Origin of the sequence: Saccharothrix sp. ALI-22-I (genome assembly GCF_001984175.1) — a bacterium.
Taxonomy (GTDB): Bacteria; Actinomycetota; Actinomycetes; order Mycobacteriales; family Pseudonocardiaceae; genus Actinosynnema.
This window is the reverse complement of the sequence record NZ_MTQP01000014.1, coordinates 1-13,448: the sequence shown is the minus strand read 5'-3', so window position 1 is coordinate 13,448 and position 13,448 is coordinate 1. Positions and strand designations below refer to the sequence as shown.

The following is a 13,448-nucleotide window of genomic DNA, read 5'->3' as shown; positions in this document are numbered from 1 at the left end:
CCCGCCCGACCAGTCACCACCCCCGTCACGCCCACCCCCGCTACAGCCGGCACCGGCACCGCCGCAGCCGCCATCGCCGCAGCCGCAGCAATCGCCGCCCCCTTGCCGCGCCCGCCACCGCAGCCGCCACGGCCACGGTCGGCACCGCCGCAGCCGCAGTCATCGCCGCCGCCGGCACCGCCGCATCAGTCACCCCCGCCGCCGCCACCGCAACTGCTGCCGCCGCCGCACGACGAGCCGCCGTCCGAACTGCCACTACCGCAGCCGTTGCTGGAGCAGCTGCCGCACCCACCGCCACTCGACGAGCTGTCGCTGTTGAACCCGTTCCCGCGCGTCCGCCGCCGCAACACGGCCGCGGCCGACGGTGCGATGCCCAGCAGGCTCCACACGTGGTCCGACCCGACCTTGCCGAGCAGTCCGTAGCTCGCCACCAGCAGGATCCGGTGTGGTGGCACGGCGGCCAGGCGCAGTTGTCGCACCACTCTCCGTCCCGCGCGGGTCAGCGGGCGCAGCCGCTGGCGGAAGATGAACGACATCAGCACGACGGCCAACAAGGCGCCGATCGCTACCGCGTTCGGCAGGTTCAGCATGAACATCGCCCCGATCGCTCCGATCGCCGCAACCACCACGACCGCCTGCATCAGCAGTGCGTTTCGCCGTTGCCGGGGGGAGGTCACCAGGCCGCGGTCGGTCAGGTGTTGCCGCAGCGCTTGTGCCTCGGCGCTGCCTGCGGTCGCGCTGATGAGGTCACCCAACGATCGCGGCACCGAGCGCAGTACGTGGGCCTGGAGCGGGGTGCGTGGTCGGCCGTGCCACTGCACGGCGCTGACCAGGCCGTCGCGTGAGATCCGCAGGGCGCCGGCCTCGATCAGCGACACCACCGCGACTTCCGCCGCTCGGCCTGGGCCGCCGGCCAGGAAGCCCTGTTCCTCCGGCTCCAGCCCGGTCTGGCCCAGTCCGTTCTGCCATGGTCCGGTCTGGCCATATCCGGTCTGGCCGTGCGCGGTCTGTCCGTATCCGGTCTGGCTGGGTCCGGTGTGCCAGGGCTCAGGCGTCGAACCCGCCGAAGCCGGTGTCCATGAAGTCGCCACCGTCGTCACCCTCCAACCACTGCGCGGCCAGCCATCCGCCCGCGAACCATCCGCCCGCCACCAGCCAGCCGTTGCGGCGCTGCCAGCGTTGCGGTTCGACCACCACGGCCTGCCTGCGCCGGGGAAGTGGTCCCTGGGACGTTTCCGCAGGTGTGATCGGTTCCGCCCGTTCACCGTCGAACACCGCCGTCTCCACCCGTGCCGACCCCTTGAGCGGCACGGGTGGGACGGTGGTGCGGGTCAGGCCGTAGCGGGCGGTCACCTCGGCCGGGTCGACCGGGGCCAGGCCCGCCGTGGCCTCCTCGTACGCCCGCGCGCCCCTCCTGGTCAGGACGGGCGGCGGGCCCAACAGCAGCAGGACCGCGAGCGCACCGGTGACGGACAGCGCGGTGACCGTCTCCCACCCGCTCGGACCTGCGAAAACAGCTACCAGTGCGAGCGCCACTAGTGGCACGACGGCGAGTACCGCCCGGACCAGTCGCCGACGCGGTGCCACCAGCAGGCCACCCGCGACCAGGCGTTGCCCGATCTGCCGGGCCGGGCCACTGGTGGCCGCGCCGACCACGAGTTCGTCCAAGTCCCGCGGCCGGTCCAAGTCCCGCGGCTGGTTGAGGCGGGCCAGCACGACCGCCTGCAACGCGGTCACCGGCTGCTCCTCACCGGGCACCGCCGCGACCACCGAACCGGACACCCTCGCCCGGTTCTCGGCCACCAACCCCGCCACGGCCACCTCGACCGCACGCACCGGCCCACCGCCGAGGTAACCGATCTCCTCGAACGTCAGCGGCCGGTCGGGCACGGCGCCGGCGACCCGCTTCAACCGCAGACCGACCACCACCGCGGCGACGAGCGCCGGGCCGTACCACCACAGGAACGTCATGGCGTCACCCTAGGAGCCGTCAGGCCCCAGTCGGCTGCGATTGGCGAGGTAGGCGAGAGGAGGAGAGGAGCGGTCAGCCCCCGCCACCGCCGCCGCAACCTCCGCCGCCGCCACCACCGCTGCTGCTGCCGCCGCAACTGCTGCCACTGCCGCAGCTGCTCCCGGTCGCGGTGAACGAGCCCGCCGCGTAAGCCCCACCGGTTGTCGCACGACTCCGCGAACGCGGTCGCACCGCGGCCCGCAGCACCACGTTCGGGTGCGCGCTGAAGCCGTTGAGAGCGACCAGCCCGGCGTCGTTCGCCGAGCCGGTCGCCCCCCACCCCCCGGTGATCTCGCCTGCGCGAGCCTTCGCCACCGCGTCACGGCCCTTCGCGGTGCGCGTCAACGGATTCGCCTTCAACAGCAGCACGGCCAGCACCCCGGTCAGCGCGAGTTGGAGCGTCAACCACCCCACGGGCGCGCCGATCGCCAGCCCGTTCACCCACCGCACCACACCCACGGCGAGCAGCAGCACCATCGGCACGACACCCAGTCGCAACCAGGACTTCACCTTCTCCGGCGCGACCAGGAAGTCCATTTCGGACAGTCGACGGCCGACCTCGCGCGGCGCGCCCTGCTCGGACACCGAAGTGATGAGCAGCGTCAACGTCCGGTAGCGGTAATGGGCGACGTCGGTGAGCACGGCCTGGTCGACCGGGTGATCGGCCACCGCCGAACCGGCCATCCGCACGGCCCCGTTGCGGGCCGGGACCAGCACGCCCGAAGAGATGAGACCGGCCACGGACGTCTCGACCACACGCCGTGGTCCGCCGGTCAGGTAAGCGATGTCCAACAAGTTCAGGTCGAGCACACCCGCGGGGGCGCCTCCCCGCGTCCCCCGCAGGCGTACTCGGACCAGGATCGCGAACGCCAGCGACACGGCCAGCGCGATCCAGTACAGCTCAAGGAATTCCGGGCCTGAAAGCCCCCACGGTCGCTCCACGGTCCACCCCCTGTGGGCCTCGGTGGAACCAGGTCCACCAGCTGAGGAGGCAATCGTGTGCTCCGGGCCACATCCCAGCAAGAGTGCTTTAGCAAGCCTTGAGGTTCCGACCGGGTGACGTCAGGAGCACGTCACCAAGGACGCCCGAAGGCGTCAGGAGGACGATGCGCCGTCCACGCCGCCGGAGCCCTCGCCGTCAGTGCCCTTGAAGATGCGCATGATTCCTCCTGGTGTGGATGCGTTCGACATTCGGAGTGGCGCCTTCAGTCTGCTTGACCGGCAGGGCTTTCGACCAGGCGCAAGCTCACCGAGTTGATGCAGTAACGCTGATCGGTCGGCGTGTCGTAGCCCTCACCCTCGAAAACGTGCCCGAGGTGGCTGTGGCATGTGGCGCACAACACTTCCGTGCGGACCATGCCGAGGGCGCGGTCCTCGCGCAGGATGATCGAGTCACCGGCCAGCGGCGAGAAGAACGACGGCCAGCCGCAGTGCGAGTCGAATTTGGTGTCGCTGCGGAACAGCTCGGCCCCGCACGCGCGACACTCGTAGACGCCCTCGGTCTTCGTGTCGGTGTACTCGCCCATCCAGGCGGGCTCGGTGCCGGCGTCGCGCAGCACCGCGTACTCCTTGGGGGTCAGGATCTCCCGCCACTCCAACTCCGAGTGGACCACCTTCGGGGTGGCGCCGACGACAGGTTCCATACCTCCAGGTTAGTCGAAACCCGGTCGGCGGAACTCAGTCGAAGAAGACCCACAGCAGATCGCCCAGGTAGTACCAGATGCTGACCACCGCACCGAGCAGGATCAGGCTCACCACCACGACCGCGGTGAGCCGGCGCAGACCGCCCGCGCGGTTCGCCGAGTCCGCGAACTGCTCGACGCCCGCCAGTGAGCCCTCGATCGTGAAACCGGGCGGCTGCCGCTGCATCCGGGTCAGGTGCTCGGCGAACGCCCTGGTCTCGGGATCGTCGGGGTCTAGGCCGATCAGCTCGTCGTCGATGCCGCCCTGCGGGCGCTCGTCCGGTGCGTCGTCGGCTCTGGCGCTGGCCATGGCTCCCAGCGTAATGGGCGGTTCAACCCGATGGGCGAATCAACCCACCAGGGCCGGGGACGGTTTGACGGCACCCACGGTGCGGCCGTGGCCGAGCACGGGGGACGTGGCCAGTTCGTCCGGCGCGCCCACGCCGAGCCTGCGCAACGCGGCCACCAGCACCACGGCCCTGGCGCGGCTGGAGCCGTCGGCGATCTTGCACGCCACCGCTTCGCCGGTCGGCAGGCCGATGGCGTAGACGCCCTCCGCGCCGTCCTTGGCCACCGCGCCGGGGATCGCCCGCATCAACTTCGTGACGTCGCGGTCCGTGCCGCCGACCCACTCCGGGTAGCGGTTCATCGCCTGGGCGATCCGCTGCTCCGGGCCGTCCGCGGCGCGCGCCAACCTGCTGAACGCCCTGGCCAGGCCCGTGAGGCTGATGCCGAACAACGGCGCGCCGCAGCCGTCGACGCCCTCGGCGCCGATGCGTTCACCGGCCAGTTCCTCCAGGGTGTCGCGGATGGCGTTCTGGAGGGGGTGGGTCGGGTCGAGGTAGTCGTGGGTGGACCAGCCGTTGAGGACGCAGGTGGCGAGCATGGCGGCGTGCTTGCCCGAGCAGTTCATGTACTTCGGGGCCTTGGTGCGGCCTGCCGCCAGGTGGGCCCTGAGGGCGTCCTCGCCGATCGGCAGGTCGGGGGTGCACTGGAGGGCGTTCACGTCCAGGCCGTGCGCGTCGAGGATGCGGTGGACGCCCTCGATGTGGAAGTCCTCGCCGGAGTGGCTGGCGCAGGCCAGGGCCAGCAGCTCGTCCTGGAGGTCGAGGCCGTGGCGGAGCATTGCCAGCGCCTGGATCGGCTTGTTGGACGAGCGCGGGTAGGTGATGTCGTGCGGACGGCCGACGGTGAGCACTTCCCGTCCCGTCCGGTCCAGGGCGATCACCGAGCCGTGGTGCACGGACTCCAGGAACTCGCCCCGCCAGACCTCCGCGACCAGTTCGTGTGCCATGCGTGCCCTCCCTGATCGCTGCCAACTGTCGACAGTTAACATCGGTGGGGTCGTCTGGCGCTAGGAGATGTTCGTGACACTTCCCGTGCACATCAGCTTGGCCGGTCAGGCCGTGGACGTGCTCCGCGAGCTGGTGCTGACCGGTGAGATCGCGCCCGGGGCGCGGGTGAACGAGGTCGAGCTGGCCCAGCGGCTGGGCATCTCCCGCGGACCGCTGCGCGAGGCGATCCGGCACCTGGCGTCCGAGGGGCTGCTGGTGCTCGCACCGCACCGGGGCGCTTCCGTGCCCACGGCCGACGCCGCTGACGTCCAGGCGCTGTTCGAACTGCGGGCGGCGTTGGAGTGCGCGGCGGCCGAGTTGGCCGCTTCGCGGCGGACCGATGCGGACGTGGTCCGGCTGCGCGCGGTGTGCGAGGAGTCGCGGCGGGCGTACTCGGCGGGGGAGCGCTTCCCGTACCGGTTGGACCTGGCGTTCCACCAGTCGTTGCTGGACGCGGCGCGGAGCCCGCGGATCGCGGAGCAGGTGCGGCTGGTGCAACAGCGGGTGGTGCTGCTGCGCAGCGGACTGCGTGACGACCCGCCGCACCAGCAGGCGTCGTTGGACGACCACGACGCCCTGGTCGCGGCCATCGCCGCCGGCGACCCGTCCCGAGCTTCGGACGTGATGCGCAAACACCTCGCCCGCGTCTGCGCCCAGATGCTCACCAGCCTGGGCTGACGTTGCTGTGCGTCGTCAGGTTCAGGATGCGTCGGTGGGGCGACTGCGCCGGAATTGTCGTACCCCTCTGGCAGGATAAAAGCAGGGGTCCCCTTGGGCGAGGACCCCTGCGAAGCGTTGCCGGCGAAGTTGTTCCCCGCGTTGTTCCCCGCGTTGTTCCCCGCGGTGCCTGCGGAGGCGGTCCCTGACTCTCAGCCGAGGGTTCCGGTCACCTTCGCGTGGCCCTTGAGCAGGTTGCGGGCGATGGTGCGGCGCTGGATCTCGTCCGTGCCCTCGTAGATGCGCAGCAGTCGCAGTTCCCGGTACCAGCGCTCGATCGGCAGCTCACGCGTGTAGCCCATGCCGCCGTGGATCTGCAGGACCCGGTCGACGATCTCGTTGGCCTTGATGCCGCCGTAGAGCTTCGCGATGCTCTGCGCCTGACGCGAGTCGGCGCCCTGGTCGACCAGCCACGCGGCGTGCAGCACGAGCCAGCGCAGCGCCTCGATCTCCATCGCCGAGTCCGCGATCATCCACTGGATGGCCTGGTACTCGGCGATCGGCTGACCGAACGTCACCCGGTTCTTCGCCTGCTCGATGGCCATCTCCACCAGCCGCTCGCACGAGCCCAGCGCCCGCGCCGGCAGCAGGTAACGGCCCTGGCCGATCCACTGCATGGCCAGGTTGAAGCCGCGGCCGACCTCGCCCAGCACGTTCTCCTCGGGCACCCGGACGTTGTCGAACACGAGCGCCGCCGGGCCCCACTGGCCCATGGTCGGGATCGGCTCGGACTTCCAGCCCATGTCCCGGTCGACCAGGAAGCACGTGACGCCGCCGTCCGCACCCTTCTCCCGGTCGGTCACCGCGAACACCATCACGAAGTCGGCTTCGTTGCCCTGCGTGATGAACGTCTTCTCGCCGTTGATCACCCACTCGCCGCCCTCCTTGCGGGCGGAGGTGCGGATGGCCTTGGCGTCCGAGCCGGCGCCGGGCTCGGTGATCGCGAAGCACGACACGCGCTCACCGGAGATCGTGGGCAGCAGGTAGCGCTGCTTCTGCTCCTCGTTGCCGTGGAACAGGATGTTGTCCGCGTAGCCGCCGAAGCGGAACGGGACGAACGTGCGGCCCAGTTCGGCTTCCAGCAGCGCCGTCATCAGCGCGCCGAGGCCCATGCCGCCGTACTCCTGCGGCGTGAGCACGCCGAAGAAGCCCGCCGCCTTGGCCTTGCCCTGGAGTTCCTTCAGCTCGTCACGGGTCAGACCGGGCTGTCCCAGGCGTTCGCGACGCAGCACCTCCGGTTCCAGCGGCGCCACCTCCTTGCGCACGAAGGTCCGCACCCAGTCGCGGATCTCCTTCTGCTCCTCGTCGAGCGTGAAGTCCATGCCGTCCTCCTCCTAGGTGAACGCGTTGATGCCGGTCAACGCCCGGCCGATGAGCAATTTCTGGATCTGGCTGGTGCCCTCGTAGAGGGTCGTGACCCTGGTGTCCCGCAGGTACTTGCCGACGGGGTACTCGTCGATGTACCCGTACCCGCCGAAGACCTGGATGGCGTTGTTCGCCACCCGAACGGCGGCCTCGCTGGCGTACAGCTTCGCCATGGACGCCTCCGTGCCGAACGGCTCGCCGCGGTCGGCGAGGTCCGCGCACCGCCACGTGAGCAGGCGGGCGGCGTCGGTCTCCACGGCCATGTCGGCCAGCAGTTCCTGCACGAGTTGGAAGCCGGCGATGGGCTTGCCGAACTGCTCGCGTTCCTTGGCGTACTTGAGGCTCGCCTCCAGCGCGCCCCGCGCGGCGCCCACGCAGCCGGCAGCCACGGACATCCGGCCCCGGTCGAGGGCGGTCATGGCCAGCTTGAAGCCGGTGCCCTCGTCGCCGAGGCGGTTCTCGTCGGGGACCCTGACCTGGTCGAAGGTGAGTTCGGCGGTGGCCTGGCCGCGCATGCCGAGCTTGCCGTGGATCTCGGTGGCCTTGAAGCCGGGCGAGTCGGTCGGCACCAGGAACGCGGTGATGCCCTTCGGGCCGGGGCCGCCGGTGCGGGCGAAGACCAACGCCACGTCGGCCCACGTCCCGTTGGTGATGAACACCTTCCGCCCGGTGATCAGCCAGTCGTCGCCGTCGCGGACTGCCTTGGTGGCCAGGGACGCGGCGTCGGAGCCGGTGCCGGGTTCGGTCAGGCCGAAGCAGCCCAGTTGACGGCCCGCGCACAGGCCGGGCAGCCACCGCTGTTTCTGCTGGTCCGTGCCGTGCTTGAAGATCGTCTTGCCGACCAGGCCGAGGGAGACGGAGATGATGCCGCGCACCGCCGAGTCCCCGCGCGCGATCTCCTCCAGCACCAGGCAGTACGCCAGGTTGTCGCCGCCGGAGCCGCCGTGCTCCTCGTCGATGCCCAGGCCGAGGAAACCCACCTCGCCGAGGGCGGGCACCAGGTCGCGGTCGATGGCCTCATCCCGGTCCCAGCGGGTGGCGTGCGGGACGATCCGCTCCTCGGTGAACCGGTGGGCCAGCTCCTTGAGCTGCCGGTGTTCGTCGGAGATGCGCAGATCCACCGGGGTGACCTCCTAACCGAACGGTGTTAGGTTATCTAACCTAGGCGCGGAGACGACCACAGGCAAGGGGAGCGGACATGCCGAGGAACCCCATCCTGAGTGCCTCACGCATCCGGACCGCCGCACTCCACATCATCGACCGCGACGGCCTGGACGGCCTATCGATGCGCAAACTGGCCGCTGAGCTGGGCGTTCAGGCCGCGTCGCTGTACGGGCACGTGAGCACGAAGGACGATCTGCTGCACGAGGTCGCGGCCGGCATCCTGGAGAAGGTCGACGTGTCCGGGTTCGAGGGCGGCGACTGGCGGCAAGGCCTGATCGGCTGCGCCCGTTCGTACCGTGCGGCGCTGGCCGAGCACCCCAACATCGTGCCGTTCCTGGCGTACGGGCCGGCGCACCGCGAGGCGTCGCTGCGCCGGCTGGACGTCGTGCACGGCGGGCTCGTCTCGGCCGGGTGGTCGCGGCGCGAGGCGACCATGATCGCGGCGTCGTTGATGTACCTGGTGTTCGGTGCCGCGCTGAGCTCGTTCTCCAGCGGGTTCTCCGAGGACCAGACGTTCTACCGGGACCGGTACCCGAACCTGGACAAGGCCCACCTCCTGCCGTCCGTGGCACGGGAACTCGACCACGACAGCTTCGAGCTGGCGCTGGACGCCTTCGTCACCGGGCTGGCTGCGCGAGTGCCTGGCTGAGCCTGCGCACCAGACCGGTGTGATCGGCGGGTGCGACGGTGAGCCAGTCGGTGCCCACGCTCGCGTACCGGCCGCGAGGGGTGTCGATCCACGTCACGGCGGGAGGCGTCGGCCCGTTCTCGCGCGTGGCGGCGAAGTGGCCGGTGCCCGTGATCGGGCCCGCCAGCATCGACTGGAGAGCCCGCACGTCGTCGTTGGCACCACCCCGCGCGGTGCGCGTGGCGCCCTGCTGACCCATCGCCGCCGCCTGCACGGTGACCGGTCTTCCAGGCCCGGCCGGCATCGGCGGCAGCACGCTCACCGCCGCCACCGGCAGGCTCACGTCGCGCAGCACGTCCAGCCGTACCCCGTCGGCCCGCTGCACGGCCAGCACCGCCTGCCTGCCGCGTGCCACCACCAGGGCACGCAACAGGTCGTCACCGGCGGCGTCGGGCAGGCCCATGACGGCGATGGCGGTCTCCGGCCGGGCCAGCAGGAGCAGCGCGTCCTCCAGCTCCGGCTCCGGCCTGCCCCGTCGGAACAGGCCGCGACGACTCAGCGTCGCGTGCACGTCGGCGCGGACGCGGGCTCGTTCGTCCAGCGTCGTGCCGTGGTGGCGGATCTCCAGCGGGTACGGGGCCGCGCCGACGCGCAGGTCCTCCCAGAGCACGTCGAACTCCGGGAGGGCGAGGATGGTGCTCATTCGCCTCTACTCGCCGATGGTGGGTGGTGCGACGAGTCGGTCGTCGTCGAAGTAGTCGTCGGTCGGGATCAGGTACTTGGCCTTGTGCTCCTGGTCCTCGTCACCCTGGCCACCCTGGCCGCCTGCTCCCATGCCGCCCATCGCACCGGGCGTGCCCGCCGCGCCACGACCTGACGCGCCCGGCTGCCCCGAGGCGCCTGCCGGGCCGAAGCCGGCCTGGTTGCCCGCGCCCAACGGACCGAACCCGCCGGCCGCGCCACGTCCGCCCATTCCTCCCGGGCCACCCGGAACGCCACCGGGACGTCCGCCACCAGCGCCACCAGCACCGCCAGTGCCACCGGGACCGCCGCCCGGGCCACGTCCGGGCAAGCCGCCGCCGGGCGGTCGAGCACCAGGCGGTAGCGGCCTGCCACCACCGGGCGGCGGAACCGGCCTGCCCGGTGGGACGGGCGGCTTGCCGCCCGGCGGCCTGGTGCCGGGAGGCATCGCCCACGGCGGGGTGATCGGTGGAGCGGGCGGGCCGGAGGGCGGCAGGTTGACCGGAGGCGCGACGGGCGGCGGGGTGACTGTGGGCGGCGCGACCCAGGACGTGTTGGTCGTGCCGCTCGTGTCGGTGTTGCCGGTGCCGGGCATGCCCGTGGTGCCGAACCTGGTGTTCGGGTTGACCGTGTTCGTGTTGACCGACGAGGTCTGGGTGGTGCTGGTGGCGGTGCCCTGGTCCTGGGTGACGGTCGGCATCTCGGCGAACGCCGGCATCGAGGTGGTCGCCGAGCGCATCGCGTCATCACGCGACTGCATCACCTGGACGGCCTCGGCCTTGGCACCCTCGGACTTGGCCTTCTGCATCGGCATGGTCACGGGCAGCGCGGCCAGGTTGAAGATGCTCCCGCTGCCGATGGCGTCGGTGAGCATCTTCTTCGGGTCGTACTCGACCGGTTCCGGCATCCGCGTCTTCGCCTCGGACGCCGCACTGGTCTGCGTGTGCAGGGCCGAGCCGGTCGCGGTGAAGTGATCACCGGTCATGTCGCTGAACTTGCCGACCTTCGCCAACGCGGCCCGAGCCCCCTCCGCCGCACTACCCGTCCACCCCGCCTCCGAACCCGTGACGATGACCTGGAAGTCCACCGCCAGCTCGGTCAGCGTGGAGCCGATGGCCTTCCACTCGTCGGCGATCTCGCCCGCGAGGCCGGGATCGAACTTCTCCTCGACCTGCCGCTTCATGTCCTCGTGCTGGTGCGCGGGGTAGTTCGCGGTCGGTTCGGGCGCCTGCGGCTTCTCGCGAGTCATGTCATCCCCCCTCGGGGCGGGTCGAACGGCAGGTCAGGGCAGCTTGGGCGCGATCAATTCGGCGGCACGGGTAGCACGATCACACGCCGCAGCGGTGTCAGTCGAAGTCGCCTTCAGCGTTCCGATGACCTGCACGCTGGACGAGTCCGACACCGAAATCACGACATGGCAGATGCTCTTCGAGCCGTTGTGCGCCTCTACCCTGGTTGCTTCATACTTGCTGATCTTCGTCGGGAAAGTGGTCTCTCCCTCGTAGTTCAAATCTTTCAGCCCTCGTGTCGGATTGACGCCGACGATGAGGCCGCCGTTCCCGCTTTCTGCCCAGTCGCAGGCGTCCGCGCCGCCGACCCGGTCCGCTTCCCCCGGGCTGGCGAGGGCGAGGCTGGTCGCTTCGCTGGACGTCAGGAGATCGCATGGTTTGATACCGGCCAACGTGTTGTCGTTGGACCCGGTGCTGCCGGCAGTCGACGTGCTGACCTCGGTCTCGGTGGTCGATCCGGGCGATGGTGTCCCGGGTTCTCCGCTACATCCGGTCAGGATGGCCAACCCGACAACGCACGCGGCGGCCAGGCGGGTAAGTGAGCGCTTCATGAAGTCTGCGGTCCCTCAGAGGTTGTTCAGTGTCTGGGCCTTGGCCTCGTCGACGTTCTGGTAGGAGGATCGGCTCTTATCTATCTGAGTCTTGAGGTCGTCGATCGCCTTGACCATTTCCGGGATAACCTGGTTGACGACTTCGTCGCCAAGCTGCGCGTTCACCTGCCCGATCTCCTGCGCGTATCCTCCACCCAATGGCGTAGCGGTGGTCAAGAGGTCGGCTCGACGTCGAATCTTTTCCACCGAATCCTGCATCTCGGTGAGCTTCCTCAGCATCGCGTCGACCACGTTGGGGTCGACCGAGAGCGCCTGTGCCTCGCTCGCGGCGGACAGGGCCTTGGTGGCGGCGACGATGTCGCTCATGCCCATGGTGAGCAGGCTGGCGAGACCTCCGCCACCCTGCTGGCGGTACTGCTCCAAGGCGTACTGGCCGACGTTGTTCGTCAGACCTCCGCTGTCGCCGGTCACAGCACAAACCTCCCCGATTGCGCTCCGTGGTCAGCACAGGACTGTATCGGAGCACCGCTTGGGAGGGGATGCGTTCAAATACCTACATCCGAACGGGCTAATCTTCACCTCGACGCAGGACTTCTGAGTGCCACTGTGAGTGCTCTTCCGCCGGCCGGTCGCGTTAGGCTCGGTCGCGTGGCCCAGGCTGTGGAATTGAACGTAGGCGAGCGTGTGGTGCGGGTGTCGAACCCGGGCAAGGTCTACTTCCCGGAGCGTGGGATCAGCAAGCTGCAGGTGGTCGAGTACTACCTGGCCGTGGCCGAGCCGTTGCTGCGTGTGCTGCGTGATCGGCCTACCACGTTGAAGCGGTTCGTTGACGGGGTGACGGGGGAGGCGTTCTACCAGAAGCGGCTGCCCAAGGGGGCGCCCGAGTGGGTGGAGACGGCGCGGGTCAAGTTTCCGTCCGGGCGGCCTGCGGACGAGGTTTGCCCGACGGAGCCGGCGGTGTTGGCGTGGGCGGCGAATCTGGGGACGTTCGACTTCCACCCGTGGCCGGTGCGGCGGTCGGATACCGATCGGCCGGACGAGTTGCGCGTGGACCTCGACCCGCAGCCGGGTACGGATTTCCGGGACGCGGTCGCGGTGGCGATGGTGCTGCGGGAGGTGCTGGACGAGTTGGGGATCACCGGGTACCCCAAGACGTCCGGTGGCCGGGGCGTCCACGTGGCCGTGCGCATCCGGCCGGAGTGGGACTTCGTGGACGTGCGGCATGCCGTGATCGCGTTGGCTCGTGAGGTGGAGCGGCGGGTGCCGGACAAGGCGACCACGTCGTGGTGGAAGGAGGACCGCGGCGAGCGCGTGTTCCTGGACTTCAACCAGGCCGCCCGGGACCGCACCATCGCCTCCGCCTGGTCCGTCCGAGGCACCCCGCGCGCCACCGTGTCGACGCCGGTGACGTGGGAGCGTCTGTCCACCGTGGACCCCGGCGACTTCGACGTGTTCACCGTGCCGAAGTACTTGGCGGACAACGGCGATCCGCACGTGGGCCTGGACGACGAGGCGTTCGGCATCGAGACCCTGCTGGAGTGGTACGAGGCCGACGGCCGAGGCGAGATGCCGTACCCGCCCGACTACCCGAAGATGCCCGGCGAGCCGATGCGCGTGCAGCCGTCGCGCAAGCGCAACTAGAGTTGTGTGAACGCAACTAGAACCGGCGCGGTGGGCTGCTGCGGTTCGGTGCGCGCGGACGGGCGGATCAGTGATGTCGGGATGAACGCCGGGTTCGCCGCCGACGTGGGTGCCTTCCCGTGGGCGCGGTGATATCCGTTCGCCCCGGCTGGCGGAACGATCTAGCGTCCCGGGGTGGGGGCGTTGTGTGCGCACCTCGGGGTGGCCGTATCGGCCTGGCCCTTCTCGTCGAACGCCATCACCACCACGCCCGCGCCGAAATCGCGGATGCGGCGGGCCTGGGCCAGGAACGGCTCCTCGCCCTCCTTGAGGCTGATCGAGTTGA

At 70.1% G+C, this 13,448-nt stretch carries 16 protein-coding genes; 4 read left to right on the top strand and 12 right to left on the bottom strand.

The window, feature by feature from the left end; all coding sequences use genetic code 11:
* Positions 1-185: 185 nt before the first annotated feature.
* The 6 genes from ALI22I_RS00445 to ALI22I_RS00420 all read right to left on the bottom strand — a co-directional run bounded on the left by ALI22I_RS00445 (position 186) and on the right by ALI22I_RS00420 (position 4,987).
* Positions 186-1,091 (bottom strand): TIGR04222 domain-containing membrane protein, encoded by a 906-nt coding sequence (locus ALI22I_RS00445; RefSeq protein ID WP_179118025.1) that lies wholly within the window; start codon positions 1,089-1,091, stop codon positions 186-188.
* Positions 1,048-1,971, bottom strand: a complete 924-nt coding sequence (locus tag ALI22I_RS00440; protein WP_077003608.1) for a TIGR04222 domain-containing membrane protein — start codon at positions 1,969-1,971, stop codon at positions 1,048-1,050. Before ALI22I_RS00440 ends, ALI22I_RS00445 begins: the two co-directional genes overlap by 44 nt.
* A gap of 73 nt (positions 1,972-2,044) precedes the next feature.
* Positions 2,045-2,953, bottom strand: coding sequence for a TIGR04222 domain-containing membrane protein (locus ALI22I_RS00435; protein WP_077003607.1), 909 nt, complete (start codon positions 2,951-2,953; stop codon positions 2,045-2,047).
* Between the two features lie 263 nt (positions 2,954-3,216).
* Positions 3,217-3,654, bottom strand: a complete 438-nt coding sequence (gene msrB, locus ALI22I_RS00430) for a peptide-methionine (R)-S-oxide reductase MsrB (protein WP_077003606.1) — start codon at positions 3,652-3,654, stop codon at positions 3,217-3,219.
* 34 nt (positions 3,655-3,688) lie between these two features.
* Positions 3,689-4,003: a hypothetical protein gene (locus ALI22I_RS00425; RefSeq protein WP_077003605.1), complete on the bottom strand. Its 315-nt coding sequence runs from the start codon at positions 4,001-4,003 to the stop codon at positions 3,689-3,691.
* Positions 4,004-4,042: 39 nt separating this feature from the next.
* Positions 4,043-4,987 (bottom strand): asparaginase, encoded by a 945-nt coding sequence (locus tag ALI22I_RS00420; protein WP_077003604.1) that lies wholly within the window; start codon positions 4,985-4,987, stop codon positions 4,043-4,045.
* A gap of 73 nt (positions 4,988-5,060) precedes the next feature.
* On the opposite strand from ALI22I_RS00420, the gene ALI22I_RS00415 reads away from it, so the two are divergent.
* On the top strand, positions 5,061-5,705 hold the full coding sequence (locus ALI22I_RS00415) for a GntR family transcriptional regulator (protein WP_077003610.1): 645 nt from the start codon (positions 5,061-5,063) through the stop codon (positions 5,703-5,705).
* Between the two features lie 191 nt (positions 5,706-5,896).
* On the opposite strand, the gene ALI22I_RS00410 is transcribed toward ALI22I_RS00415, so the two are convergent.
* Together ALI22I_RS00410 and ALI22I_RS00405 are read right to left on the bottom strand one after the other, a co-directional pair.
* Complete coding sequence (locus ALI22I_RS00410) at positions 5,897-7,066, bottom strand: acyl-CoA dehydrogenase family protein (RefSeq protein WP_077003603.1); 1,170 nt, start codon at positions 7,064-7,066, stop codon at positions 5,897-5,899.
* Positions 7,067-7,078: 12 nt separating this feature from the next.
* Positions 7,079-8,230 carry an acyl-CoA dehydrogenase family protein gene (locus ALI22I_RS00405; protein WP_077003602.1) on the bottom strand — a complete coding sequence of 384 codons (1,152 nt, stop codon included), beginning with the start codon at positions 8,228-8,230 and terminating at the stop codon, positions 7,079-7,081.
* Positions 8,231-8,307: 77 nt separating this feature from the next.
* On the opposite strand from ALI22I_RS00405, the gene ALI22I_RS00400 reads away from it, so the two are divergent.
* Positions 8,308-8,922 (top strand): TetR/AcrR family transcriptional regulator, encoded by a 615-nt coding sequence (locus tag ALI22I_RS00400; RefSeq protein ID WP_077003601.1) that lies wholly within the window; start codon positions 8,308-8,310, stop codon positions 8,920-8,922.
* Here the strand turns inward: ALI22I_RS00400 and ALI22I_RS00395 are convergent.
* Genes ALI22I_RS00395 through ALI22I_RS00380 form a run of 4 tightly spaced genes read right to left on the bottom strand, consistent with a single transcriptional unit; the run spans position 8,891 to position 11,953 of the window.
* Positions 8,891-9,604 carry an ESX secretion-associated protein EspG gene (locus ALI22I_RS00395; protein WP_077003600.1) on the bottom strand — a complete coding sequence of 238 codons (714 nt, stop codon included), beginning with the start codon at positions 9,602-9,604 and terminating at the stop codon, positions 8,891-8,893. The two genes, ALI22I_RS00400 and ALI22I_RS00395, sit on opposite strands and share 32 nt — an antisense overlap.
* Positions 9,605-9,610: 6 nt before the next feature.
* Positions 9,611-10,891 carry a hypothetical protein gene (locus tag ALI22I_RS50185; RefSeq protein ID WP_077003599.1) on the bottom strand — a complete coding sequence of 427 codons (1,281 nt, stop codon included), beginning with the start codon at positions 10,889-10,891 and terminating at the stop codon, positions 9,611-9,613.
* Between the two features lie 33 nt (positions 10,892-10,924).
* The gene (locus ALI22I_RS00385) at positions 10,925-11,482 is read right to left on the bottom strand and encodes a DUF3558 family protein (RefSeq protein WP_083751296.1); all 558 of its coding nucleotides are present in this window, start codon (positions 11,480-11,482) and stop codon (positions 10,925-10,927) included.
* Positions 11,483-11,497: 15 nt separating this feature from the next.
* Positions 11,498-11,953 (bottom strand): hypothetical protein, encoded by a 456-nt coding sequence (locus ALI22I_RS00380; RefSeq protein ID WP_077003597.1) that lies wholly within the window; start codon positions 11,951-11,953, stop codon positions 11,498-11,500.
* Between the two features lie 177 nt (positions 11,954-12,130).
* On the opposite strand from ALI22I_RS00380, the gene ligD reads away from it, so the two are divergent.
* The gene (gene ligD / locus ALI22I_RS00375) at positions 12,131-13,123 is read left to right on the top strand and encodes a non-homologous end-joining DNA ligase (RefSeq protein ID WP_077003596.1); all 993 of its coding nucleotides are present in this window, start codon (positions 12,131-12,133) and stop codon (positions 13,121-13,123) included.
* Positions 13,124-13,129: 6 nt separating this feature from the next.
* On the top strand, positions 13,130-13,255 hold the full coding sequence (locus ALI22I_RS54360; protein ID WP_274522732.1) for a hypothetical protein: 126 nt from the start codon (positions 13,130-13,132) through the stop codon (positions 13,253-13,255).
* Positions 13,256-13,448 lie beyond the last annotated feature (193 nt).

What these genes read in the sequence shown, in the direction of transcription:
- ALI22I_RS00440 (WP_077003608.1), bottom strand. Translation starts at nt 1,971, where the DNA reads ATGACGTTCCTGTGGTGGTACGGCCCGGCGCTCGTCGCCGCGGTGGTG.
- msrB (WP_077003606.1), bottom strand. Translation starts at nt 3,654, where the DNA reads ATGGAACCTGTCGTCGGCGCCACCCCGAAGGTGGTCCACTCGGAGTTG.
- ALI22I_RS00425 (WP_077003605.1), bottom strand. Translation starts at nt 4,003, where the DNA reads ATGGCCAGCGCCAGAGCCGACGACGCACCGGACGAGCGCCCGCAGGGC.
- ALI22I_RS00420 (WP_077003604.1), bottom strand. Translation starts at nt 4,987, where the DNA reads ATGGCACACGAACTGGTCGCGGAGGTCTGGCGGGGCGAGTTCCTGGAG.
- ALI22I_RS00410 (WP_077003603.1), bottom strand. Translation starts at nt 7,066, where the DNA reads ATGGACTTCACGCTCGACGAGGAGCAGAAGGAGATCCGCGACTGGGTG.
- ALI22I_RS00400 (WP_077003601.1), top strand. Translation starts at nt 8,308, where the DNA reads ATGCCGAGGAACCCCATCCTGAGTGCCTCACGCATCCGGACCGCCGCA.
- ALI22I_RS00395 (WP_077003600.1), bottom strand. Translation starts at nt 9,604, where the DNA reads ATGAGCACCATCCTCGCCCTCCCGGAGTTCGACGTGCTCTGGGAGGAC.
- ALI22I_RS50185 (WP_077003599.1), bottom strand. Translation starts at nt 10,891, where the DNA reads ATGACTCGCGAGAAGCCGCAGGCGCCCGAACCGACCGCGAACTACCCC.
- ALI22I_RS00385 (WP_083751296.1), bottom strand. Translation starts at nt 11,482, where the DNA reads ATGAAGCGCTCACTTACCCGCCTGGCCGCCGCGTGCGTTGTCGGGTTG.